Below are 25,295 nucleotides of genomic sequence, written 5' to 3'. Positions count from 1 at the left end.
AAAAAAACAGACATATTTTCATCAAACATGATCCTGAGAAGTCAGATATTCTTACATAAAAGTCCCGGTTTCAGCCCATTTGTTAAGCCTTTACGAACAATCCGCAGACCCTCAATACAACTTAAGCAAAAGGGACTATACTCCTCGTAAGATATGTTAACGATTTTCACATGACGAAGGAGGCTTACCATGAATATGCGTTTAAAGGTTTTAAAAAAGCATCTGCTTTTCTGCTGCAGTGAGCACTGCAACAACCAGGATGTCGAAGATGTGATGCAGGCGTTCAAAGAACAGCTGGTGGAGCAGGGCATCAACAAAACCGTTAAAATCAACAAAACGAGCTGTCTCGGGCTATGCGGAAACGGCCCGTTTGTGATCGTGTATCCCGACGGCATCTGGTATTACAATGTTACGACAGAAGATGTGCCCCGTATCGTCGGGGAGCATCTGGTAAACGGAGAGCCGGTAGAGGAACTGGTTATGCTGAAAATGGAAGCTTAGCCCTACCGCGTCCTCAGCACCTCAAGCAGAAGTCCCCGCCCTGAATCTAAAGGGGTGCTGGGACTTTTTGCGGTTTCTCCGACGCTGCGAAACTATTGTATAATGGCTATATATCCGCATACTTGTCCAGGACAACCTTATACAGGAAAGAGGCTGAAGCATGGCCATATTTAAATACAATCCGCAGCGTCCGTTCCGCAGCAGCCCCGATCTGCATTTGCATTACTGGGGCTCCGAGCAGTGTGCTCCCGGTCATTCTGTCGGTCCAGGCGTCCGCGACTTATACAAAATTCATTTCATTCACGCAGGTACGGGCAAGGTTTCCGTGGGGGAAGCGACACATACTCTGAAGGCCGGCCAGGCCTTTCTGACCTATCCGCATATCGTGACCCATTACGCAGCGGACAGCACGGAGCCCTGGACCTACTCCTGGATTGCTTTTACCGGAGAAGAAATTGAATCCTTACTGTCCAAAACCTCTCTCTCGCCGGAAAACCCTGTCTTCCCGATGGATCAGCAGCTCATGCCTGCACTCTACGACCGGCTGACCGAGGCGGCGGATCAGGCAGAGGGCCTGGATCTGCCGCTCAAAGCGATTATGTATGAGTTCTTCGCTATATTGCTCCGTACCGTTCCGGCGGTGAAGGACAGCTTCAGGCTCCCGCGTCAAAAAAGCCTCTATGTCGAGGAGTGCCTCCATTTCCTGCATGCCCATTACTGTGAAAATATCACGGTAGAGATGATGTCCGCTTCCCTGAAGCTGGACCGTAAATACCTGTCCGCCCTGTTTAAGCGGACGGTCGGCCTGCCGCCGCAGCAGTATCTGCTGAATTTCCGGATCGCCAAGGCCTGCGAGCTGCTCGCCGAAACGGTCTGTACCATCGGAGAAATCTCCCGCTCTGTCGGCTACCAGGATCCGCTGCTCTTCTCGAGGATGTTCAAGAAGGTCAAGGGCTGCTCTCCCAAAGAGTATCGCATCCGCCATGAGAATACGGACATTGTTCTATAAAGATCTTCCTTGCTGACATACGCCCGGCCCCGGGATTTCGCTACAATAGAGCATGACCGGGGCTAAAAAAACGTAAACGCTTCCGAAGCCGGTTTACGAAGTTAATCAACGAAGCAGATGCTAATAAACTTAGCTTATGCTTCCGAAGTGAGTTTTGTCCGAAGTCGATTCGATGAAGTAACGCTAAACAAAACTAAGTGTATGCTTACGATGAGAGTTTACGAAGTTAGGTCAACGAAGCAGATGCTAATAAACTTTTAGGAGGATTAAACATGTATATCGCCAGTCCTGAACGCTATGACAATATGAAATACAACCGTACCGGCCGTAGCGGCCTGCTGCTGCCGGCTATTTCCCTGGGCCTGTGGCATAATTTTGGGGGCAATGACCTGTTCGAGAACGGCCGCGCTATGGTGCGCCGGGCATTTGATCTGGGCATCACCCATTTTGACCTCGCCAACAATTACGGGCCGCCTCCAGGCTCTGCAGAAGAAAACTTCGGCCGGATCCTCCGTCAGGACTTCTCCGCCTACCGTGATGAGATGATCATCTCCAGCAAAGCCGGCTATTACATGTGGCCCGGTCCGTATGGAGAATGGGGTTCCAAGAAGAATCTGGTTTCCAGTCTCGATCAGAGCCTGAAGCGGCTGGGCCTGGATTATGTAGATATTTTCTACCATCACCGTCCGGATCCGAACACACCGCTGGAGGAAACGATGGCTGCGCTGGATCTGATCGTGCGTCAAGGTAAAGCGCTGTACGTTGGTATCTCCAATTACAGACCGGCCGAAGCACGCGAAGCGGCGCAGATTCTCCGCCGTCTGGGCACGCCTTGCCTGATTCATCAGCCGAACTATTCCATGATGTCACGCTGGATCGAAGATGGCCTGCAGGATGTGCTTGCTGAGGAAGGCATCGGCACCATCGCCTTCTCGCCGCTGCAAAAAGGCATTCTCACCGACCGCTACCTGAACGGAATCGCTCCCGATTCCCGTGCAGCCGGACCAAGTGTATTCCTCTCCGAACGTGAGATTACCGAAGAAGTCATCGGCAAGGTGCGTAAGTTGAACGACATCGCAGCAGCCCGCGGCCAAAAAATGTCACAGCTCGCCCTATCCTGGGTGCTGCGCGGCGGCAAGGTTACCTCGGCACTGATCGGTGCCAGCAAGGTAAGCCAGATCGAGGATGCCGTAGCCTCCTTGAACGCCCCTGAACTGAGCGCAGAAGAGCTGGAACAGATCGAAGCCATTTTGCGGGGATAGTCCCCTCCTGGGAGTTACAGATTAGTTATCCTTCAAGTGAAGACGGCAAATGACACCATACGGCTGACAGGCCGGGAGCGGGTGCATTTGCCGTTTTTTGCTGTAAGGGGTGGTATAATGGACACAAAACAGCGCAGAAAGGGATGCAGAATGAACAAAAACCGTTTAGGCCAGTCTGAGTTATATGTAAGCGCCATGGGGCTTGGTTGTATGTCCCTGGGAACCGGGGAAGCAGCAGCCGTATCCATCATTCATGAAGCGCTGGACCTGGGGATAAACTTCCTCGACACTGCGGATCTTTATGATGAAGGACGGAATGAAGAACTCGTAGGTACGGCCATCCGCCATCGCCGCGGTGATGTTATTCTGGCCACGAAGGTCGGAAACCGCCGGATACCCGGCAAGGAAGGCTGGTCCTGGGACCCCTCCAAAGCCTATATCAAATCAGCAGTACATGAGAGTCTCCGTAGGCTGCAGACCGATTATATCGACCTCTACCACCTGCATGGCGGAACGCTCGAAGACAATATCGATGAGACCATTGAAGCCTTTGAAGAGCTGAAGCAGGAAGGGCTGATCCGGTATTACGGCATTTCCTCCATCCGCCCGAATGTGATCCGAGAATATGTGCAGCGGTCAAGCATCGTAAGTGTGATGAGTCAATACAGCATTCTTGACCGACGCCCGGAGGAAGACATTCTTCCTCTGCTGGAGCAGCATGGCATCAGCCTGATTGCCCGCGGGCCGCTGGCGCGCGGCATCCTGACAGAGAATGGCCGTGCCAAGCTGAAGCAGGATTATCTGGATTACAGTGTTCAGGAACTGGCCGGACTGCATGATCAGCTGACACAGCAGACCTCCGGTTCCCGGACGCTGACGCAAGCCGCGCTTCATTATCCGCTCGCACACTCTCCGGTAGCGGCCATCATTCCGGGGGCTAGCAGCATAGAGCAGCTGAGGCTGAACGCAGCGGCAGTGGAGTCCGCACCGCTCTCGCCGCAAGAGCTGGAAACTATCCGTAAGGCCAGCAAGGCGAACGTGTACACAGCCCACCGCTAAGCACAGCAAACAGGCTATCCTAAACTGCACATGCAGCCGGGATAGCCTGTTTTGATATTTTTTCAAACTAGCGTTTCTTTCTTAGCCGGAGAATCCAAAGAACCAGTGACAGCAAAAATATCAGCACCGTAATCACCCAGGTCAGCATAAAAGCCATCCCCAGACCGATATTCGCATCCTTGGATTCTCTGGCATATTCCAGCCCCAGCATCACCGCCAGCGGAGCTCCGCTTGCCGCCAGCAGCACTAATGCAGTGTAGCGTGCAAAAGGCGTACGTTTGCGAAAGGAAAAATACAGGCTCAAGTACGCAATGATAAGCATAATAAAGGTTGATACAGCTTCCCAGGCTAGTCTATCCATCCAGTTCCCACCCTCCATCTTCAAGCTGACGCTCTGTGAATCGCCGGGATAAAAGCCAGTATAGCGGCTTTTGAAGCCGGACGCAAACGCTGCAGATAAGGGATATACGGGTACAAGCTCTGTGGGAAATCCTTCCTGCCGATCAACCAAAAAACTGCGTAATATACACCATTGCCAGCAGCCCGAAGATAAAGGAGTAGGTGGAAGGCCGTTCATAGCCATGACCATGACTCTCCGGAATCAGCTCCTTGTAGACAATGAAAAGCATCGCTCCAGCGGCAAAAGCAAGCCCGTAACCGACCGCATGCTGCATCGAACTTGCCGTAAAATATCCGATAACCGCCGAGATCATCTCCATTAGACCGGTCAGTGCGGCAATCCCCAGCGCCTTGCGCCGTGTTGCGTTAGAATTCATCAGGAAGATGGCGAGGATCAGGCCTTCCGGCATATTTTGCGCCCCGATGGCAATCGCCACCATGGGACCGAGACTGCCTTGTTCACTGGCATAGCTGAACCCTGTGCTAAGACCCTCGGGTATATTATGAATGAACAGCGCGATCATGACGAGCAGCGCCTTGGAATCCATATTGGTGAACCCCGGTTTATTCTCGACATCGATATGCGGAATATTGTTCTCGATCAGATCAAGCAGCAGCACCCCGGTGATCAGTCCGAGCGTCAGCGCAATAATTCCTGACTCCCTAATGGCCTGTGGCATTAAGCCGAAGGTGGACGCAGAGACCATGATACCGGCGGTAAAAGCAACCAGAACATCTTTCCACAGCTCGGACAACCTACGTACGAACAGAATGGGCACCACTCCAAGCACCGTAGCCATTGCCGATAAAAAGCTGCCAAGCAGCGCAGTCGCCAAGTCATCACCCCTCCGTGGACAGGACTTCATAGACCAAGCTTATGCACCGGGCAGTGTAAAATATAACCTTATGTCCACTCCCCACATTTACTTCTATATTATTTCAGCTCAAGGGTCATCAAATCCTCATCCAGATACACCCCGTCCAGCTTAACCGCCTTCCGCTCCGTACCATAGCAGCTGAATCCCAGCGAAGTATACAGCCGTTTCGCCGGATCGTTGTCCGAGAATACCGTCAGATTAATCCTTTCCAGCCCCGGCAGCTGCCCGGCCCGGACAATCAGCTCCTTCATCAGCTTGTATCCCAGCTTCCGGTTGCGTGCTGCGGGACTCACATACATCGCATAAACATTGCCTTTATGGCGGATCTTCCCGCTGCTCTCCCGGATAAAAGTAACCACTCCAGCCAGCTCATCACGCTCCGTAAAGCCGCCTAGCGTGAATCTCCCCTCTGCTGGCTCCAGCCTGCTTCGCGTGATCTCTAGCGGCATTTCCTTCTCCTTTTCATAGGAGCTCAAAAAAGCTTCCGGATGATCCAGCAGGGACTGCAGCCGGATTTCCCGGTAATTCCCGGCATCGGCCGGGTTAAGAACTCTTATGTACATGCTGATAAACCTCCTCCTGAAGCGGACCAATTAATGTACACAATTATATAGACAGACCTTAACTTTATAAAGGACTAAACTGTCGAGGGCATAATCTAATTAGCCGGATAGTTTAGAGGAAAAAAAGGATATTATTGGTTGACTATTGAAATTACAGATAAAGGTTAATTAATAATTCGAATGAGATGCTTCATTGATCCTGATAGTGGAAATATTGAATTTTTATACGGCGGATAAACGAACTATTGAAAGGAGAAATATATGCTAAAACTGCCTGTTTATCATTCTGTTTTTTCTTCCGAAGCACTAGTACCTGCGCTAAATGATCTTTATGAGATCGGGGACTTCATAGAATGCCGTTTTCTCTCGAACGGGCTGAATGATACTTATTCATTGAAGACCTCTACGGGGAAATACATACTACGAATCTATAAAGCGAAATGGCGAAGTATACATGACATCACTTTCGAAGTTGAGCTGCTGAATCACTTGGTCAGGAAGGAAATCCCTGTATCTGGACCAGTGGTCAAAAGGGATGGAGAATTTATTACAGAAATTGATGCAGCTGAGGGACTACGCTTCGTGGTCCTGTTTACGTATGCGGAAGGCGGATATTCCGATAAAAAAGAGAGCTGTGATTTATTTGGCGAACAAGTAGCAAAGATGCATTTGGCTATGGATGATTTCGAATGCGAGCATGAAAGATTTGCGATTGATTTGAACCATCTGCTAAAGCAGCCTGTTCAATTGATTCGACCTGCATTAGCCCACAGACCTAAGGACTTGGACTATCTGGACTCGTTGTCTAATTTATTGACGAACCGTATGAATGATATCTCCTCAGAGTTGGAATGGGGTGTCTGTCATGGCGATCTTCATGGAGGCAATGTACACTTTCATGAGAATTCCTTAACTCAATTCGATTTTGACTGCGGAGGATTTGGTTGGAGATCCTATGATATTTCTGTTTTTTTATGGGCAAAGGTTAGAGGGAGAGAGAAGGAGCATTTTAACAATGAGATGTGGGATGTTTTCCTACAATCATACCAAAAGCACAAAGGTTTATCTGAATCCGATCTTAAGGCGATCCCTTTGTTTGTAGCAATCAGGGAAATATGGTTGATGGGTCTCCACACCGGGAACTCACAGGTTTGGGGTGGCGGATGGCAAAATGATCATTATTTTGATACCAACCTGCAGTTTCTGCGGAATTGGTGCGAATTTCACTCCATAAACTGAGGCGGCTCCTACAATTTACATATAACTCAGTAATTAAAATATACTTTTATCAGATATAGTGGTGTGAACCGTAGCAAAAATGACAGATCCGGCTATCACGCTACATTTGTTCCGATAATCGGACAAAATTGAGATTGATAGTCATAAGATGGGGGAAAGCGTTCAACGCCATTATAGAAGCGAGATCTATCTAGGAGGACTTCTATTGAGCTATGATTTGATGGTTTTCGAGCCGTCCAGGGCACCGAGGGAAAGGCAAAAATTTATAGATTGGTTTGATGAGCAAGTAAAATGGTTGGAAGATCATGAATATAATGATCCTTCGGTCTGCTCAGAGTCGTTGCAGCGTTTGTACAGTAAGTTATCGGAGCATTTTCCCAATATGAATGTAGATGATGATATTTTTGAAGCTATGGAAGAAGCCGGAACTGAAAACCGGTTAACCGACTACTCGCTGGGCTCCGCCGTCATCTATGCGGCGTTCGCTTATTCCGTAGCTAAGGAAGCATATACTACGATCCGAAATTTGGCTAAAAAACACAAGGTAGGATTTTTTGATGTTAGCAGCGTCGAAGGCGAAATTGTTTTCCCTGATTGATAAGGCCACTTCTAAAGTCTTCCTTACCACCCAGTCTAGTTAAAACGCGGACATATAGTATTAATCGTAACTTTCTTTTGAAAACAAAAGACAATTAATAATTATAGCCATTGTTCAACCAACTAACGGGAAACGACAGTGAAAAAACTCCCCTCACAGTAACAGGGTTTATTATTTCACCTGTTTAGCGTATGGAGAGCATATCACTTTTAGGAACACGATCTTAATATTGTAAAAAACATTTGGCTCCGTGTGACAGAGAGGGTTATCACGATTATTACGCTGGATACTTTTGCGTATTAGGCTTTACTGTGAAGAGTAACCAGGTAACCGTCCGGGTCGGCAAATGTAAAGGTTCGCCCGAATGGTCCATCTATTGGTACGGATGTAATCTTTACTCCTGCTGCAATAAGCTTGTCGTGGATTCCTTGCGTATCTGGGGCATGAAACCATAGAGCGACACCAAGTCCAGGCTGAGTACCTGACCCGAGTTCTACACCAGGCATTAGATCACGAAGAGCAAATGCAATAGGCTTTGTTTCAAAGACTACAGCATGAGGTGGTCCCGCCTGTGAGCGGACCAGTCCGAGATTGTTTTGGTAGAATTCCGCAGAGCCTTCAAGATTACTCACTTGAAGTGAAATGAAGTCGGGTCCAATTGCTGACATAATAATGTCCTCCTGTTTATGTTATTAATATAAGTCGCAATACTGAAATAAGTAAAAACAATCGCCAGATAGATTTGGATCCCTCTCTTGGGTGGCTCACCAGCAGGAGAGATACAACTGATCTCATCAGCTGAGAGAGTCATAATTATTTCAACATCTCGATTCGCCATCGCCTCAAAATAAGCATTTGTAAATCTTCAGTGCACCATTCGTTTTATTTAAAATCATGTAAATAACCTCACTTTCATTTTTTATGTCTTGATTATACAAGCCCCCTACTGCCATCAGTATGTCAGTAGCGTTCTTTCATATCTTTCATATATTCGATAATCTTTCGGCTGACCTCAGTTCAATCGCTGCCCCATCTCTCAAACAATTGATCCACACGTCCCCCTATGACAGACTCGGACACCGTTTGGAGCTTCCCGTCTTCAAAGACGGTTTTACCGCCCACAACAACCGTGGATACGGCTCCGGGCTGCATGGCGTAGACCATATTGGCGAACAGCTCTTTTCTCGGTGCCAGAGACAGATCGTGCGTATCAAGCGCCACGAAGTCTGCGTGCTGCCCAACCTCCAGGGACCCGACCGGCAGACGCAGAATTTCTCCGGCGCAGGAGGTTCCCATCCGGTATACCTGATCAGCAGTGATGCACGTGCCGTCCAGCCGGCTGACCTTCTGCAAAAGCGCGCACATGCGCATCTCCTCATACACGCTGATCCGGTTGTTGCTGCAGCCGCCGTCCGTGCCGAGCGTTACCTTAACACCTGCCTTCAGCAGATCGGGAATCCGGGTGACCCCGTCCGCCAGGAACATATTGCTTGACGGACAATACGCCAGTGATCCTTTTCTGCGGCCGATCAGCTCAATCTCGGAATCCTCCAGCCAGACCAGATGGATCGCGATCATCCGCTCGTCCAGCACGCCCAGCGAATCGAGATAATGCACAGGCCGGAGTCCGTAGTTCTGCAGCGTCTCCTCGACCTCGAACATTTCCTCAGCTACATGGATATGAAACGGCGTATCCAGCTCCTGCGCCAGCCGGTGGCCGGCCTTGATCATCTCCGGCGAAGCCGCATGCGGACTGTGCGGAGCGGGATGAACCGTAACCATAGGATTGCCCTGATATTTCTTGGCCAGCAGCCTCGTCCGCTCTACCGCTTCATTCACCGTTTCGCGGTAAGCCAGCGGCGCCCCTGCCCAGTCGTACATGGTCCGGGCGAAGACCAGGCGAATGCCAAGATCGTTCGCCGCCCGGATCACGGCCTCGTCATGCGCCGTGCCGCCGTTATGCACGTAGAAGAAGTCGCTGACCGTTGTCACTCCGTAGCGCAGCATCTCTCCGAATGCGAGCAGCGCCCCGGTATAAATGGCTTCTTCGTCCAGCAGCGAAGTGTACCGGTACAACGCCTGATCCCGCCATTCCAGAAAAGGCTTATCAATCGCAATCCCGCGCAGCAGGCTCTGAAACGAGTGATTATGCGAGTTGACGGTGCCGGGGACAATGGCTTTTCCCTCCCACCGGATATGTGTTGCGTCCGGATAGCGGTTCAGCAGCTCATCACGGTCCCCCGTATCTGCTATCTTCCCGCCGTCTACCAGCAAAGCACCGTTTGCTATAAACTGATCCTGCATGTACACCGTATCTGCCGAATATATCTTCCGCAAGGGGTTCATCCTCCTGCCTTATAGGCTTAATTGTCCATCCAGTGCCAAAATAGTCTGCAGCAGCACATTGCCTGCCTGCTCAATATCCTCTATCCGGCTCTCCTCCTCCGGGCAGTGGCTTTTCCCGCCAAGGCTGGGTACGAACAGCATACCCGCCCTGGTCAGGGAAGCCATATGTGTGGCATCATGACCAGCCATGCTGCCGAGCGTCAGGCTCTGAATCCCCAGCCGGCCAGCCTGCTCTGCGAACGACTTGATTAGCAGCGGATCCATCGGCTGGGGCGGCTGATCCAGAATCAGCCGCCGGTTCAGCCGTAGCCCCCTGCGCTCCGCAATAGCTGCAGCCTGCCTGCCCCAGGCTTCCATGACCTGCCCGATCTGCGAGTGCTGCTCTCCTCTGGCTTCCAGATGAAAGACAACCCTCTCCGGAATAATGTTGGCCGCATTCGGCTCGTTCATAATCCGGCCAACCGTGCCGACCACTTCCTCCGCCGGATGCTCCCGGCAGACCGCTTCAAAGGCCAGCATCATTTCAGAAGCGCCCATCAGCGCATCCTTCCGGTCTGCCATCAAGGTCGTTCCGGCATGATTCGCTTCGCCGATGACCGAAATTTCTTCACGGTAAATGCCGGTAATCGCGGTAACGATCCCTACAGGGATCGAACGCTCAAGCAGCCTTTTTCCCTGCTCAATGTGAACCTCAAGAAAGGCCGCCAGCTCCTGCGGACAACGCCGGGACCGCTCGAAATGCCCGGGGTCACCGCCCGCCAGACGAAGTGCATCTGTCAGCAGCTGTCCCTGCTCATTGCGCACCCCGCTGAGATCCTCCCGGCCGAGCTTCCCCGATACCGCGCGGCTGCCAAACGTGGACAGTCCGAAGGGATTCGGCTCCTCTGCACTGAAAGAGACCAACTCTAGCGGGTGGCGGGTAAGGATATGTTTGTCTGTCAGCACGCTCATGGCCTCCAGGGCCAGCAGAACACCGAGTGCACCATCGTATTTGCCGCCGTTAGGCACGGTATCGATATGGGAGCCAAAGGCAATGATGGGCAGCGTATCCGCAGCGCCGTTTCTCCGCGCCCAGATATTGGCCGCCTCATCCACCCTGACCTCCAGCTGCAGACGGAACAGCTGCTGCTCCAGCCATTCCCGCGCGGCCAGCTCAGCCGCCGTAAACGTGGTCCGCTCCAGCCCCCCTGTGACTTCATTGAAGCCAAACCGGGCTAAAGCTTCGATATTATTCTGCAGTCTGGAGACATTAATCCGCAGCTCATTCATCCGCAAACCAGTCATGCAAGCACCCTCTTTCCATCCCGGATCACAACCTCTCCCTTTTTGAGCACCGTATCCGTCAGATTCACAGCATAGTGGTACTGCAGATAGAGATAATTAGGCGCATCGAACATTACCAGATCGGCCTGTTTCCCGACTTCAATGCTGCCGATGGATGCTGCGCGGCCAATCGCATGAGCAGCATTGATCGTACAGGCGGTCAGTACCTCGGCCGGGGTCATCCGCATCGTTAAGCAGGCCAGATTCATGATAAAAGGCAGTGATTCCGTCGGCGAGGACCCGGGATTGCGGTCGGTCGACAACGCGACAGGCACACCGGCAGTAATCATCGCCCGCGCATCAGCCGGAGGAGCCATCAGGAAAAAGGCTGTGCCCGGCAGCAGAACGGCGATCACCCCCTGCTGCGCCATCTGCCGGATCCCTTCCTTGGAGGCATAGAGCAGATGGTCGGCCGAGACGGCGCCAAGTTCGGCGGCCAGCTCTGCCCCGCCGCAGGACACTAGCTCATCGGCGTGGATTTTCGGCTTCAGCCCCCATCTTTTGCCTGCTTCCAGAATGTCCCGGGACTGCTCCACGGTAAAAACCCCTTCCTCACAGAACACGTCACAGAACTCCGCCAGGCCTTCACGGGCCACCGCCGGGATCATTTCCCGGGTCACCGTCCGGACAAAAGCGTCCGCATCCCCCTTATACTCCGCCGGAACGGCATGTGCGCCCATAAACGTCGATACCAGCTCCACCGGATGTGCAGCGTCCAGCCTGCGCGCTACCCGCAATTGCTTCAATTCATCGGCGAGCCGCAGTCCATATCCGCTCTTCGCTTCGATTGTCGTGACCCCATGGGCGAGGAAGCGGTCCAGCCGCTGCATGGTCTCGGCCATCAGCTGCTCCTCCGTGGCTTCACGGGTGCGCTCCGTGGTATATAGAATTCCGCCCCCGGCCTGCAAAATATCCAAATATTTAGCGCCCTGAAGCCGCAGATTCAGCTCAAATTCCCGTGACCCGGCAAATACGATATGGGTATGCGGGTCAATGAGCCCCGGAGTAACCGTCTTCCCGGCTGCAGACAGCACCGTAACCGGCTTATCTCCAGAGTGCTCCTCAACATAACGGCTGGCCTCCCCGCTGCTGCCCACGAACACAAAAATCCCGTCCTCGATTACAATCCCGCCGTCCTCGATCAGTCCAAGCTCTTCCATCTCCTTGCCCGTCTTCGGCTTCGTGCTGGCTCCGCCCAGCGTAGCAATCTGGGCTGCGCCATGAATATGGATCATATAGCTGCTCCTTTCCCCTCAGTCCAGCATGGGCATACGGATCCCCTGGGCCCGGGCTGTCTCCACGGCCAGCGGATATCCCGCATCCGCATGGCGGACGACCCCCATGCCGGGGTCTGTCGTCAGCACCCGCGCAAGCCTTGCTTCCGCTTCCTTCGTGCCGTCCGCTACCACAACCATTCCCGCGTGCTGGGAATATCCCATTCCCACGCCTCCGCCGTGGTGAAGGGAGACCCAGCTGGCCCCGGCAGCCGTATTGACCATCGCATTCAGGAGCGGCCAATCGGAGATGGCGTCACTGCCGTCCAGCATAGCTTCGGTCTCCCGGTTCGGTGATGCCACCGATCCGGCGTCGAGATGATCACGGCCGATCACAACCGGCGCGGATAACTCCCCGGAGGCTACCATATCATTGATAATCCGGCCGAATTTGGCCCGTTCGCCATAACCGAGCCAGCAGATCCTGGCGGGCAGACCCTGGAAGGCAATTTTCTCCCGGGCCAGAGTAATCCATCTCTGCAGCCCTGCATTATCCGGGAAAGCCTGCATGATCGCGGCATCGGTCTTGTAGATGTCTTCAGGATCACCTGACAGGGCTACCCAGCGGAACGGCCCTTTCCCCTCGCAGAATTGCGGGCGGATATAGGCGGGAACAAAGCCGGGGAAATTAAACGCCTGACTGACGCCCTGATCATAAGCCACCTGGCGGATGTTGTTGCCGTAATCGAAGGTGACGGCTCCCTTGCTCTGCAGTTCAAGCATCGCTTCGACATGCCGGGCGATGCTCTTTTTCGCCAGCACAATGTATTCCTGCGGGTTCTCCAGCCGGAGCTGCCTTCCTGTCTCGATAGTGAACCCGGCAGGCACATATCCGTTCAGCGGATCATGGGCCGACGTCTGGTCGGTGAGAATGTCCGGAACGAACCCGTGCGCGATCATCTGCGGCAGCAGCTCTGCTGCATTGCCCAAGAGGCCAATGGACAGCGGACGCCCCGCGCTTCTGGCGGCTTCTGCCATGAACAGCGCTTCTTCCATCGTCTCTATTAGAACATCACAGTACTTGGACTGGATACGCTTCTCGATCCGGGTCCGGTCCACATCCATCCCAATGAATACTCCATCATTCATCGTTACGGCCAGCGGCTGGGCGCCCCCCATTCCGCCAAGGCCAGCGCTGAGGGTGATCGTCCCTTTCAGGGTGCCGCCGAAATGCTGTCTGGCACACTCCGCGAATGTCTCATAGGTCCCCTGTACAATTCCCTGCGTGCCGATGTAAATCCAGCTGCCGGCCGTCATCTGCCCGTACATGGCCAGCCCTTTTTGATCCAGCTCGTGAAAGGTGTCCCAGTTGGCCCAGGCCGGAACCAGATTGGAATTCGCCAGCAGAATACGCGGGGCATCCGGATGGGTACGGAACACGGCCACCGGTTTGCCGGATTGAATCAGCAGCGTTTCATCGTTCGCAAGAGTGGTCAACGACTGGACGATAGCGTCATAGCTAGCCCAGTTGCGGGCTGCTTTGCCAATGCCGCCATAGACAACCAGCTGCCCGGGATGCTCCGCCACCTCGGGATCCAGATTATTCATCAGCATGCGCAGCGCGGCTTCCTGCACCCAGCCCTTGGTATTCAGCTTGCTGCCTCTCGGCGCGCGGCAGACTCTCTCCTCGTTATGGCTCATATGGGCTGATCTCCCTTCAAAATAGGCGGTATTCTGCCAAAACTGCTGTTTACTTTCAAGTCCAATTCATTTAGTTCCATTCGTGCTTTTGCTAACTTCCAACATGAGACGTGACGTGTGGTCAATTCAATCGATAAGTTTAGCTGGAAAAGCTCCCGCTAATTCTTTCTTTTTCGGCGGAAATCGGAATTTAGACGGAAAAGCTCCAGCTAAATTCCCGAAAAACGCTGAATTTGAGCCAAAGGGGAGAATTAACGGGAGAAATTCCCACTAGGAACCGTCTCCGTTTCACCCGGAGGAATTTAGGTGGAGAAAATCCCATTACTTCGCCTTCCTCCAGAGGGATACGGAGAAGAATACATTTTCGGCAAAAATCAGTAGAACGCTCATGCTACTGAAATGAGCTTTCCTTCAGCAAAAATCAGTAGAACGCTCATGCTTCTGAGACGAGCTTTCCTTCGGAAAGCTTGCAGGCGGAACGATACCGCTCCTACTGCTCCAATTCTCCCCTGCGTAATTTGCACGCTTGCCTCGCTTGCCCTGGGGGGCTTGGAGCTCATCGTTTTTTGCATCTGCTCCATTCACTTCATACAGGTGCTAAACGGCACCTGGGCCAATAACCCGTCCAGCACGCCGGGCTCCTTCATCCACTCCGCGATGGCGGCAAAATCGCCGGAGAGCACGCGGTCTTCCTTCACCGCAGCCACCTGCTCGCGGAGGCGGTCGTACAGCCATTTTGTGCCTTTGCCGAGCCGCTGCGCCCCTCGGAAGTCGATGGCCTGCGCCGCGCAGAGCAGCTCAATGGCCAGTACGGCATAGGTGTTGTCGACGATTTGCCCTGCTTTGCGCGCGCCGATCGTCCCCATGCTGACATGATCCTCTTGATTGCCCGAGGACGGAATGGAGTCCACACTGGCCGGATGAGCCAGCGATTTGTTCTCCGAGACGACAGCGGCTGCAGCATACTGTGCGATCATGAATCCGGATTGCAGTCCGCCGTTATTCGTCAAGAACGGGGGTAGTCCCTCGTTCAGATGCGGGTTAACCAGCCGTTCAATCCTCCGCTCGGCAATATCAGCCAGCTCTGCCGCGCAAACCGACAGATGGTCCATTGGCAGTGCAATCGGCTGGCCGTGGAAGTTCCCGCCGGAGATTACCCGCTCTTCATCAGCAAAAATCAGCGGATTGTCCGTAGCCGAATTCATCTCGATATTCAGCCTCTCCGCGATATAAGCCAGCGCGTCCCTGCTCGCCCCGTGAACCTGCGGCGCGCAGCGCAGCGAATAGGCATCCTGTACCCGCTTCTCCCCCTGGTTCGTCATCAGGGTGCTGCCGGCCGTCAAATTCCGGATGTTGCCGGCTGCCTGCTGCTGGCCCTTATGCGGCCGGACGGCATGCGTCGCCGGATCAAAAGCATCCCGTACCGCCAGCAGCGCCTCGCAGGTCAATGCCGCCGCACAGTCCGCCCAGTCCGCCAGCTTCAGCGCATCCCAGCAGGCCAGTGTGCCGACCGCCGTCATGACCTGCGTTCCGTTAATCAGTGCCAGGCCTTCTTTGGCCTCCAGTACAATCGGTGTGAGTCCTGCCTTAGCCAGTGCCTCTGCCCCCGGCAGCCGCACTCCCCGGTAATAGGCCTCACCTTCACCAATCAGGACGAGCACCATATGCGATAACGGAGCCAGGTCCCCGCTTGCACCCAGGGAGCCTTTTTCCGGGATCACCGGCACAACGCCCCTGTTAAGCAGTTCAATCATCAGCCGGAGGACCTCCAGGCGAATGCCGGAGTAGCCGAGGGCCAGCGCATTAATCCGCAGCAGCAGGATGGCCCGGACGGTCTCCTCCGGAAAAGGCGCCCCGATCCCGCAGCTGTGGCTGCGGATCAGGTTAAGCTGCAGCGTCTTCGTATCCTCCGGAGAGATATACGTATCGCTGAATTTGCCAAAGCCTGTGGTCAGGCCGTACACCACTTTTTTCTCCCGCAGCAGCTTCTCCACATAGTTACGGGTATGCTCCACTTTCCGGCAGCTCTCTTCACTAAGCTCCACATGGTGGTGATATCGGGCTACTTTGACGACTTCCTCCATGGTTAAAGAATTACCGTATATAAACACTGTATGATTAGCTATTTCTAACATGAGCCTCACCTGCTTTTTGAGTAATAGAAAAAGCCCATACCCTAATAAGAGGTACCGGCTTCTATATTACTAATCACTAAATTACGGCTTGATCATGTTAAGGTGACTTCTTCAGCAATCCACCTGCTAAATATGATTAAAACCAAACCCGATGGCCTCATGCTCAAATCCCTTTTTCGGAGCACCAATCGTCCCGTAGGCACATACCGCGATCCATTCCCCTTCATGCTCCACAGCACCCGACATCTTCCCTCTTACAATGGCAAAAGTCAGCCCTACCGTGCGCAGAATATCGCCGAACTGAACGATGCCGCGGCCAATGCTTTGAATCGCCTCAATGATGGCATGATACAGCGAATGCACCTCCCGGTAGGAACCCGGATCGATAATGTGATTGCTTTTGGCTGCTGTTTCGATGGCTGCGATCACTTTAATCATATCCATAGCCCCGACCCGCCCGATCGTATAGCGGAAGTCCTGCGAAGCCAGCTCCTGCTCAATAACCTTTTTCCATTCATGCTCCTGAAGAACCGCAAGCAGTATAGCTAACTTCCCGATCGGAAAAGATGAAGCGGATGTTTCCCCCATGCAGAAATTCTCCTCGATTCTTTGGCATTGATTGGTATGTTCTGGTTCTTGATTCATAAAAAAAATGCACCCGAAACTAGGAAACGTCTGTCTCCTGATTCTCAGCTACATTCTGTTGACTAATCACTATATATCGCTGAGAAGAATATATACCTGGCTCCAGCATTTGTCAATCGTAAATGTGACCTTATATGACATTGTCAGAGAAAAGCAGCAATACAGTATGCGATCACGTTATATAATATGTCTCTACTGCCTTGATATGATCATGCGCCTAAAAAAAGACCGGCAGCCCCCGAAAAATGGGCATACCGGTCTAACATTCCTTTATCTACAGCAGACCTTCCAGCTCCCGGCAGGCTTCCTCGTATGCAGGCCCAAGCTTAGTCAGCTGCTGCACGGCCAGGTCATATTCCTCTGCTCTGGCATGCAGTTCAACCAACGCGGACAAATGGGAAAAATACTGCGCACCGATGCTCAGACTGCCCGATTTCAGGCCGTGGGCAACCGCCGCCATCTCCGGAAGATTCCTCATCGACGCCGCCGCATCCAGCGCCGCCAGCCGAAGGGGGGTATCACTTTTGAAAATCTCTACCAGCATGCGGAGAAATTGCGGCTCTTCGTCACCGTCCATCTCCCGGATGCCGGTCAGCGTGTCTTGCTGAAGGACGGGAATATACGGCTCCCTGCCAAACCATTTGTCCAGAAGCTGCTGCAGCTTCTGCAGACTCAGCGGTTTCGCCGCCCAATCATCCAAGCCAGCCCGGACGAACTGCAACCGGCTCTCTTCCGCCCCGTCTCCGGTCACACCAATGATGGGAATTCTCGGCCTTGCCCCGGATAATTCCAGCTGGCGGATGAGACGGACCGCCTCGTCGCCATTCATGCCCGGAAGCCTGCTGTCCATCAGAATCAGCCCATACTCCTGCTGCTGCCAGGCTTCTACAGCCTCACTGCCGCTGCCCACCAGATGCACCTCTGTAATCCCCAGCCTCTTGAGCTGCTGCTGCAGCAGTGTGCGGTTCAGCCCATTGTCTTCCGCAACCAGTACGGGTTGCGTACTGAATCGGCCCTCCGGCAATGCAGCTTCAGCGGGAGACTGCGGCTCCGGCAGGCTTGTCGGTTTGTCCAGCACAAGCCCGAAGCGGAAGGTGGAACCCTGTCCTGGTGAACTATCCACCTTAATTGTTCCGCCCATCAGTTCTACCATAGACTTGCAAATCGACAGGCCGAGTCCGGTACCTTCTGCTGCCTTCTCCCCATCCCGGCTCATTTGCGAATACGGCTGAAATAGAGCCGCCTGATCCTCCTGTGAGATGCCGATACCCTCATCCCGGACTGCAAAGCAAAGCCTCTGACAGAATTCATCCTCACCGGCCAGACTCACTGTCAGCTCTACTTCCCCGTTCTGCGTGAACTTCACCGCATTGCCGAGCAGATTGATGAGCACTTGAAGGATTTTGGGGGAATCTCCCTCAAGCGTATCCGCCACACCGCTTCCAATCTTCCACTTCAAAGTATTTCCGCGCTTTACAGCAGCGGGAGAGAGCAGCTTGAAGGCATGCTCCAGCAGATCATGAACGCTGAAGGATATCTTGTTCAGTTCCATTTTTCTGGCTTCAATTTTGGAGATATCGAGCAGATTATTGATCATCTGCAGCAGGTACTGCGCGGAATCACGGATCACCTGCAGATAACTCTGCTGTTCTTCCTCCATCCCCTCTGCCCCGAGCAGTTCGGTCATACCCAGAATACCGTTCATCGGTGTGCGGATTTCGTGGCTGACTGTAGCCAGAAACAGGCTTTTCGCCCGGTTGGCCGCTTCCGCCTCTTCTTTCAGCTCCTTAAGTTCGGCATTATTCTTGGCAAGGCGACGGTGCATCGTAATCAATTCATTGTTCATCGCCGAAAATTCGGCTAAGATTTGTTCTTCCCGCTGCTGGCCGTCAATCACCTGATGCGAGAGCTTCTCGATGGTCCCCCTCAGTTTGCGGATTTCCTGCTCATGGTCAATCATTTGGAAACCCCGCCTTCAGTATGGCCTCTTCAGAAACAAGCCGTTCCGCCACCTCCAGTGCAAGCTTCGCGTCCGGGGCATAGCCGTCAGCGCCGACCTTCTTCCATAGTTCAGTGTCTATATTAAACGGCATTCCGCCGACCATAATGCGGAGGCTGTCCAGCTCACGATGGCTGCGGATGGACGATATCACGCGAATGACCTCCGATACATGAAAAGTCATAGTAATTGAAATTGCCAGCAGCTCGGCAGGCTGCTCCTTCAAATGACGGACCAGGCCCTCTACGGGCATATTAGAGCCCAGATAGAACGTATTCCAGCCCTCCATTTCGAAGAAATCAGCCAGCATCCGCAGTCCGATTTCATGAAGCTCTTCACCCACACCAACCGCAACCAGTCTTTTCTTGCCATTCTGTGCCCGAATCCATTGCGGATAGAGCTGGGAGATAATGCTCTGGGTACAGGCTGTGCAGTAATGCTCCTGGGCTACTGTAATGCGCCCCATCTGCCACAGCCGTCCAATCTCATATTGGGTTTCCTGAAAGATATGCAGATAAATATCGTGGATCGGTATGCCGTCCTTATATAAGTCCAGTACAAACTCCGAAGCCTTACGCCGTTCTCCGTCCAGAAGCAGCTTCAGATATTCGTCCGCCTCCCGGAAATAGGGCTTTTGAGGCTGAAGAAAGGAAGGCAGGCTCTCCTCCCCGCGTGTATGATAAAGGCCCATGTCCAGATAACTTAGAATCAGCTCTCTTTCCGGCTGCTCTACCCGGGCACTTATCGCTTCTTTCATCAGCTTGAGATTAATCCGCAGATCCTCAGCCGTAATCTTGTACTGCACAAGCAGCACTTTCAGCCAGGCAACGTAGTTAATAAACAGAAGCGGACTCTCCAGCGCCACACTCTGGGCCAGATACCGCAAATGATATAAGGAATCCTGCTTCGTTCTTGCTCTTCCGGAAGGACCGAATCTTTGCTCTAGGTCAGGCTGTTGTTCATACTGGCGTGAAGTGATATCCTCCGCCAGCTGATCGGCTATCACTTTCAGCCGTTCTCCTGCATTCTGCTGATCAAGATGCATAGGGTCACTCCTTTAGTGTACAAACGCAAAAATAACGCTTTTTATATTATTATACAATATTTCGCAAGCCTGCCGGACAGTCCAGGCTGATGCTATGCCTCCACCGGCTTATCATCCGCAAACAGTGCCAGGTAGCGCTCCAGCCCGTTTACAGCAAGCTCCCCCTTCGGAACAAAGCGGATTGCGGCTGAATAAATCCGGTAATGCAGCTTCGAAGGCTCCGGACCGTCATAGGACAACTGCCCTAGGTAAGCACCGCTCAGCCTGCTCCGCAGCAATGTCCGCACCCCGCCGCCGCTGTAGTCCGCTTCCCTGCGGACCAGCCCCGGTTCGAGCGGTGAGGTGAACGCGGGCCAGCCGGTACCTGAATCGAACTTGTCCCGGGAGCTGAACAGCGGATCACCATTCAGCACATCGGTATAAATGCCGTCTTGAAAATGGTTCCAGTACGCATTGTCGTACGCAGGCTCCGTCCCTTTATGCTGGGTCACTTCGTATTGCAGAGCGGTCAGCCGGGAACGCAGACGTTCCTTGTCTTCACGCCCGTTCCAATGTAGTTCGGTGAAATCCCCCCGGCCGGAGCCCTTCAGATACAGCTTATAATCCAGCGGATGAGTCTTATAGTAGTCCTGATGCTCCGCTTCAGCCGGATAAAACGGTGCGGCGGGCAGGATTTCGGTCACAATCGGAGACTTGAACCGCTTCTCTGCCTGAAGCGCGGCTTTGGACGCCTCCGCCTGGGCCCGCTGCTCTTCACTGTGCACGAAGATAGCCGTCCGGTAAGAACTCCCCCGGTCCATGAACTGGCCGCCCCGGTCAGTCGGATCAATCAGCTGCCAATAGATGTCCAGCAGACGCGTGTACGGAAACAGCTCCGGCTCAAAGGTAATCTGTACCGCCTCAAAATGTCCGGTTGTCTCGGTTCCGACCTCAGCATATGTCGGGTTCCCGGTATGTCCGCCCGTATAGCCGGACACCACGGAGACAATGCCCGGCAGCTCGTCAAACGGCTTGACCATACACCAGAAGCAGCCCCCGGCAAAGGTGGCGAGCTGCTGCCGGGTATTCTGCTGATCATTCATCCGGTCTGCCTCCCTCATTTGCTTCAAATTTAATGCTTATGAACTTCATTATAACTGAATATCCTTTTTCTTCACAAAATATAGGGTTACAGCAAGGCAGAGGTTGAAGCAGCGCGGAAAAGGGTACTGAACAGCACGATACTCAGTTCGGTCATATCTATCATTAATGGAAGCAGGGATAATCTATGAATACACCCGGAACTGCAAAAGAGGTAACAACCGAGAACAGGCCTGAGCCAGTCATAGGGAGTGAAGGCACCGGCCGGAGAGCGAGTATCGCCTTAACCGGAGCCAGCGGATACATCGGCCATAATCTGCTGAAGCTGTTGACCGGGGATTACGACGTGATCGCCCTGTCAAGGCACGGGAACCAGAAGGAGAACCGCCCGAATGTGGAGTGGCGCTCCTGTGAGCTGTTCTCGATGTCATCGGCAGAGCAGGCGCTGCAGGGCGCAGACTATGCAATCTACCTCGTTCATTCGATGCTGCCGTCGGCTAAGCTGACCCAAGCGGCCTTTGAGGATATGGATGCGATACTGGCGGACAATTTTGCCCGGGCAGCCCGCAAGAACGGCATTAAGCAGATCGTCTACTTAAGCGGCATTATTCCCGGGAATATCCCGCAGGAGCAGCTCTCCCGCCATTTACGCAGCCGGCTTGAGGTGGAGCGGATTCTCGGCTCTTACGGGGTACCCGTTACAACCATCCGTGCCGGATTGATTGTAGGTCCGCAGGGCTCTTCCTTCCCGATCCTGGTCAAGCTGGTCCGGCGTCTGCCGGTCATGCTGCTGCCGAAATGGACGCGGACAGCCACCCAGCCAATCGCCTTGTCAGAGGTACTCCTTGCACTCCGCAAATGTATCGGCAGCGCTGAGTTATACGGCCGCGCGATCGACGTCGGCGGTCCCGGCAGCATGACTTATAAAGAAATGATGCTGAAGACCGCGGAGGTCCTGCATAAAAGACGGAGATTATTCGATATTCCGCTGCTGACCATCCATCTGTCGCGCCTCTGGGTAACGCTGATCACCGGAGCGCCGAAGGAGATGGCCTACCCGCTGATTGAAAGCCTGACCCACCCTATGGTTGTTCATCCTGCGCGGACGGTTCCCGGCATCAGCGATGGCCGGATTCCTTTTGATGAAGCTGCGCGGGAGGCACTGAAGGCGGAGGACGAAGCCGCAAGGAGGCCCAAAGGGAAATCCACCGCCCCTGCCAAATCAAACTCCGGAAGCAAATCAAAAAAGGCCGCCGATGTCCGCTCCATTCAGCGCGTAGTACTGCCGGGCAATACCAATACCGATTGGGCCGCCCGTTATTATCTGGAGTGGCTGGGCAGAACATTGAAGCCGCTGGTCCGTATTGATTATGACGGGAGGAATATTTACCGCGTGCATCTGCGGGCCAGCCGCAAACCTATTCTGGAGTTGACCTATCTCCCGGAAAGGAGCAGTGCGGAGAGCACAGTGTATCAAATTTCCGGCGGAGCCTTCACCAAAAAAGGCGATCCCCATGAAGGCAGGCTTGAATTCCTGCAGATTCCCGGCACCCGGGAATGCGTAATTGCCATCCATGATTATCTGCCTTCCCTGCCGTGGTTTCTCTATAAATATACACAAGCCAAAGCCCATCTGTGGGTAATGGCCGCTTTCCGCAGACATTTGCAGCGGTTAGGCAGCAAGTCTTAATCTTCGCCCTATCTCTAGTACCCTGCCGGCTCATTAAGATGAGGGCGGGGGTATGTTTTAAATATTCCTTTACAGGAATATTCCTGTTATGGTATATTGTATTCAGCAAAGAATAGCACCGCAAGCGAATGGATGATGAATATGAATGCAATGGTTATGAGTGCCTTGGCCGAACCTAACCGCCTGCAGATGGTTGAACTGCTGCGCGGTCATCCGCTCACTGTAGGCGAAATCGCCCGGCAGCTGCAGCTTCGGCAGCCCCAAGCCTCGAAGCATTTGCGGGTTTTAAGCGAGGCCGGAATCGTGGAGTCCAAGGTCGATGCCAACCGCAGAATCTACAGTCTGTGCCCGGCTCCTTTCCGGGAACTGGACGATTGGCTGGAGAACTACCGTGTACTATGGGAGGACAGATTGGACCGCCTGGATGATTACTTACAGACGCTGGAGAAGAAATTGCCGGCAGAGCAGCAAGACTAAGCTGGACGTGATAAGCACATTTCATGCAATCAGAGAGGATGAGGGCAAATGACTAATCAAATGGTATCCAGAGTAGAGGACAAATCGCTTATTCTTGAACGTGAATTCAATGCTCCCCGTGAGCTGGTGTTTCAGGCATTCTCACAAGCGGAGCATCTGAAGCACTGGTGGGGGCCGCGCGGCTGGAGTCTTCCGGTATGCCATATCGATTTCCGCGAGGGCGGAGTCTGGCATTACTGTATGAAATGCGAGGACAAGAATCAGGGCGATTTCTACGGAATGGAATCCTGGGGCAAGGGCGTATACCGTGAGATCATCGAGCCCGAGAAGATTGTCTATGTTGATTATTTCTCTGATGCTGAGGGCAATGTGAACGAAGATTTGGCAGAGACGCTGGTAACGCTGACCTTCACCCAAACGGATAGCGGGACATTGGTCATTTGCCGCTCGGATTATGCAACCCCCGAAGACCTGAAGCAGGTAATGGATATGGGCATGCTCCAAGGCATCACGGAAACCTGGAACAGACTGGTTGAGCATTTGGCAAACATCCGGTAGAAACATTAAACGAGACCAGTGCTTCAACCACAGTCCCAAAAGCAGAGTCCTCTTAAGCATTAAAATAGAGCAGCGATCCTCCGTGATTGGAGGGTCGCTGCTCTGCTTTTTGGCTCATGATATTTCACTGCGGACAGAGTCTCCCCATTCTATTATAAGCGGGGCGGCAGCTGCAAAGCCGGAATCATTGAGACATAAGATTGGCCCTGCAGTCTTTCCGTTTGTTCGGCTTTTGCTGCGGCAATGATCTGCGGATTCTCCATCGCTTCAATAGCTGTACCGGCGATAACTTTAGCCGCCTGGAGCATTCCCTTGTGGGCAATCGGCATCGTTCCCTGTGCCACGACCTGCCACGTATGCAAGGCAGTACCCATCGCCCAGCAAGCAGTCATGCACTGAACTGTTGGAACGATCCAGCTGACATCCGCCACATCTGTCGACCCCGGCATGGTTGGTTCAACCGGATATAGGGGAATGATGACATCGGCAATTGCCTTGTCTTTCAGTTTCATCACCGTCAGCGGGTCCATCCCATATAGAGCAGCATCCCTTTCCTCAGGCGACAAGGTCGCGCGGATGTCAGCAGCATACTGCCACTCGTCTGCATCATAATCGGGAATGCCGATTGCGGTCAGGTTGGCATGCATCACCTCAGCCAGTGTTCTGTTAGGAATCAGATTCGCTGCCGCCCCCTCGAATTCGGTCTCCATCACCGTTCCCGTCATCAGCGCTGCGCCTTTAGCAATATCATGGACACGATTGTACAGCTCGACGACCTGCTGCTGCTTGGGGGAACGGATCAAATATGATACTTCCGCATAGGCCTGGACTACATTGGCCGAAGAACCGCCCGCATTCGTAACCGCATAATGCACCCGGGCCTCTGGAATCATATGCTCCCTTAAATAGTTGACACCTACATTCATCAGCTCAACGGCATCGAGTGCGCTGCGTCCGAGATGCGGGGCTGCTGCAGCATGTGCACTCTTACCGTAAAACTTGAACTTCACTGCATAGTTCGCCAGCGAACTTAAATGCTGTACAAGTGCCGCTGTATAAGGATGCCAGCTTAACGCCAGATCAACATCGCTGAACAGCCCTTCACGTACCATGTAGGCTTTGCCGGAGCCGCTCTCCTCTGCCGGGCAGCCGTAATACCGCACCGTGCCTTGAAGCCCTGTGCTTTCCATGTAATCTTTAACTGCTACTGCCGCTGCTAATGATCCGGTTCCCAGCAGATTATGTCCGCAGCCATGCCCGTTCCCGCCGGGCTCGGCCGCCTCCGGACGGGCAAGTCCCTGCAACTGGCTAAGCCCCGGCAAAGCATCAAATTCACCCAGAATCGCCACCACCGGCTGGCCGCTTCCGTAACTGCCGACAAATCCTGTCTGCAGCCCCGCAACCTGCCGTTCCACGGTAAAGCCTTCTTGTTCAAGCGCCTGGCAGATCGCTTCTGCCGACTGATGCTCTTCGAATGCAGTCTCCGCCATCTCCCAAAGTGTATTGCTAAGCGTAATGAAAGACTCCCGTTTATGTTCAATCGCCGCAGAGATTTTAGCTGTTCTATCCATTAA

The 25,295-nt window shown here is 53.2% G+C and carries 23 protein-coding genes; 9 read left to right on the top strand and 14 right to left on the bottom strand.

Annotation, left to right across the window (positions count from 1 at the left end; all coding sequences use genetic code 11):
- Positions 1-189: 189 nt before the first annotated feature.
- The 4 genes from QU597_RS05140 to QU597_RS05125 all read left to right on the top strand — a co-directional run bounded on the left by QU597_RS05140 (position 190) and on the right by QU597_RS05125 (position 3,831).
- A complete protein-coding gene (locus tag QU597_RS05140; RefSeq protein ID WP_310831664.1) occupies positions 190-501 on the top strand; it encodes a (2Fe-2S) ferredoxin domain-containing protein in 312 nt (103 codons plus the stop codon).
- A gap of 160 nt (positions 502-661) precedes the next feature.
- A complete protein-coding gene (locus QU597_RS05135) occupies positions 662-1,510 on the top strand; it encodes an AraC family transcriptional regulator (RefSeq protein ID WP_310831663.1) in 849 nt (282 codons plus the stop codon).
- 272 nt (positions 1,511-1,782) lie between these two features.
- The gene (locus QU597_RS05130; protein ID WP_310831662.1) at positions 1,783-2,772 is read left to right on the top strand and encodes an aldo/keto reductase; all 990 of its coding nucleotides are present in this window, start codon (positions 1,783-1,785) and stop codon (positions 2,770-2,772) included.
- 150 nt (positions 2,773-2,922) lie between these two features.
- On the top strand, positions 2,923-3,831 hold the full coding sequence (locus QU597_RS05125) for an aldo/keto reductase (RefSeq protein ID WP_310831661.1): 909 nt from the start codon (positions 2,923-2,925) through the stop codon (positions 3,829-3,831).
- 67 nt (positions 3,832-3,898) lie between these two features.
- Here the strand turns inward: QU597_RS05125 and QU597_RS05120 are convergent, their stop codons facing one another.
- The 3 genes from QU597_RS05120 to QU597_RS05110 all read right to left on the bottom strand — a co-directional run bounded on the left by QU597_RS05120 (position 3,899) and on the right by QU597_RS05110 (position 5,671).
- Positions 3,899-4,192, bottom strand: a complete 294-nt coding sequence (locus QU597_RS05120) for a hypothetical protein (RefSeq protein ID WP_310831660.1) — start codon at positions 4,190-4,192, stop codon at positions 3,899-3,901.
- Positions 4,193-4,334: 142 nt separating this feature from the next.
- Positions 4,335-5,066 (bottom strand): ZIP family metal transporter, encoded by a 732-nt coding sequence (locus QU597_RS05115; RefSeq protein ID WP_206103419.1) that lies wholly within the window; start codon positions 5,064-5,066, stop codon positions 4,335-4,337.
- Between the two features lie 98 nt (positions 5,067-5,164).
- Positions 5,165-5,671: a GNAT family N-acetyltransferase gene (locus QU597_RS05110; RefSeq protein ID WP_310831659.1), complete on the bottom strand. Its 507-nt coding sequence runs from the start codon at positions 5,669-5,671 to the stop codon at positions 5,165-5,167.
- A gap of 261 nt (positions 5,672-5,932) precedes the next feature.
- On the opposite strand from QU597_RS05110, the gene QU597_RS05105 reads away from it, so the two are divergent.
- Together QU597_RS05105 and QU597_RS05100 are read left to right on the top strand one after the other, a co-directional pair.
- A complete protein-coding gene (locus QU597_RS05105; RefSeq protein WP_310831658.1) occupies positions 5,933-6,910 on the top strand; it encodes a phosphotransferase in 978 nt (325 codons plus the stop codon).
- A 205-nt stretch (positions 6,911-7,115) separates the two neighbouring features.
- Entirely contained in the window at positions 7,116-7,508 is a 393-nt protein-coding gene (locus tag QU597_RS05100; RefSeq protein ID WP_310831657.1) for a hypothetical protein, read from the top strand.
- Between the two features lie 299 nt (positions 7,509-7,807).
- Here the strand turns inward: QU597_RS05100 and QU597_RS05095 are convergent, their stop codons facing one another.
- The 10 genes from QU597_RS05095 to msrA all read right to left on the bottom strand — a co-directional run bounded on the left by QU597_RS05095 (position 7,808) and on the right by msrA (position 20,998).
- Positions 7,808-8,176 (bottom strand): VOC family protein, encoded by a 369-nt coding sequence (locus QU597_RS05095; protein ID WP_310831656.1) that lies wholly within the window; start codon positions 8,174-8,176, stop codon positions 7,808-7,810.
- Between the two features lie 349 nt (positions 8,177-8,525).
- Entirely contained in the window at positions 8,526-9,845 is a 1,320-nt protein-coding gene (locus tag QU597_RS05090; RefSeq protein WP_310831655.1) for an amidohydrolase family protein, read from the bottom strand.
- Between the two features lie 18 nt (positions 9,846-9,863).
- Positions 9,864-11,138 (bottom strand): Zn-dependent hydrolase, encoded by a 1,275-nt coding sequence (locus tag QU597_RS05085; RefSeq protein ID WP_310831654.1) that lies wholly within the window; start codon positions 11,136-11,138, stop codon positions 9,864-9,866.
- Positions 11,135-12,412 (bottom strand): imidazolonepropionase, encoded by a 1,278-nt coding sequence (gene hutI, locus QU597_RS05080; protein WP_310831653.1) that lies wholly within the window; start codon positions 12,410-12,412, stop codon positions 11,135-11,137. Before hutI ends, QU597_RS05085 begins: the two co-directional genes overlap by 4 nt.
- Positions 12,413-12,430: 18 nt before the next feature.
- Positions 12,431-14,092, bottom strand: coding sequence for a urocanate hydratase (gene hutU / locus QU597_RS05075; RefSeq protein WP_310831652.1), 1,662 nt, complete (start codon positions 14,090-14,092; stop codon positions 12,431-12,433).
- A gap of 581 nt (positions 14,093-14,673) precedes the next feature.
- The gene (hutH, locus tag QU597_RS05070) at positions 14,674-16,227 is read right to left on the bottom strand and encodes a histidine ammonia-lyase (protein WP_310831651.1); all 1,554 of its coding nucleotides are present in this window, start codon (positions 16,225-16,227) and stop codon (positions 14,674-14,676) included.
- A 126-nt stretch (positions 16,228-16,353) separates the two neighbouring features.
- Entirely contained in the window at positions 16,354-16,815 is a 462-nt protein-coding gene (hutP, locus tag QU597_RS05065) for a histidine utilization transcription antiterminator HutP (protein WP_236336091.1), read from the bottom strand.
- A gap of 331 nt (positions 16,816-17,146) precedes the next feature.
- The gene (locus tag QU597_RS05060; RefSeq protein WP_310831650.1) at positions 17,147-18,832 is read right to left on the bottom strand and encodes an ATP-binding protein; all 1,686 of its coding nucleotides are present in this window, start codon (positions 18,830-18,832) and stop codon (positions 17,147-17,149) included.
- Positions 18,825-19,916 (bottom strand): cobalamin-dependent protein, encoded by a 1,092-nt coding sequence (locus QU597_RS05055; RefSeq protein WP_310831649.1) that lies wholly within the window; start codon positions 19,914-19,916, stop codon positions 18,825-18,827. The genes QU597_RS05060 and QU597_RS05055 overlap by 8 nt, the downstream gene beginning before the upstream one ends.
- 92 nt (positions 19,917-20,008) lie before the next feature.
- On the bottom strand, positions 20,009-20,998 hold the full coding sequence (msrA, locus tag QU597_RS05050; protein WP_310831648.1) for a peptide-methionine (S)-S-oxide reductase MsrA: 990 nt from the start codon (positions 20,996-20,998) through the stop codon (positions 20,009-20,011).
- Between the two features lie 185 nt (positions 20,999-21,183).
- Between msrA and QU597_RS05045 the strand changes: the two genes are divergently transcribed.
- The 3 genes from QU597_RS05045 to QU597_RS05035 all read left to right on the top strand — a co-directional run bounded on the left by QU597_RS05045 (position 21,184) and on the right by QU597_RS05035 (position 23,721).
- A complete protein-coding gene (locus tag QU597_RS05045) occupies positions 21,184-22,686 on the top strand; it encodes an NAD(P)H-binding protein (RefSeq protein ID WP_310831647.1) in 1,503 nt (500 codons plus the stop codon).
- Between the two features lie 141 nt (positions 22,687-22,827).
- The gene (locus tag QU597_RS05040) at positions 22,828-23,163 is read left to right on the top strand and encodes an ArsR/SmtB family transcription factor (RefSeq protein ID WP_310831646.1); all 336 of its coding nucleotides are present in this window, start codon (positions 22,828-22,830) and stop codon (positions 23,161-23,163) included.
- A 48-nt stretch (positions 23,164-23,211) separates the two neighbouring features.
- Positions 23,212-23,721 carry an SRPBCC family protein gene (locus tag QU597_RS05035; protein ID WP_310831645.1) on the top strand — a complete coding sequence of 170 codons (510 nt, stop codon included), beginning with the start codon at positions 23,212-23,214 and terminating at the stop codon, positions 23,719-23,721.
- A gap of 152 nt (positions 23,722-23,873) precedes the next feature.
- Here QU597_RS05035 and QU597_RS05030 read toward each other — a convergent pair whose 3' ends face one another.
- Positions 23,874-25,292, bottom strand: coding sequence for a M20 family metallopeptidase (locus tag QU597_RS05030; protein WP_310831644.1), 1,419 nt, complete (start codon positions 25,290-25,292; stop codon positions 23,874-23,876).
- Between the last annotated feature and the right edge of the window lie 3 nt (positions 25,293-25,295).

It is taken from the genome of Paenibacillus pedocola (assembly GCF_031599675.1).
In the GTDB taxonomy this organism is placed as follows: Bacteria; Bacillota; Bacilli; order Paenibacillales; family Paenibacillaceae; genus Paenibacillus_AQ; species Paenibacillus_AQ pedocola.
This window is presented reverse-complemented; position numbering and strand designations above follow the sequence as displayed.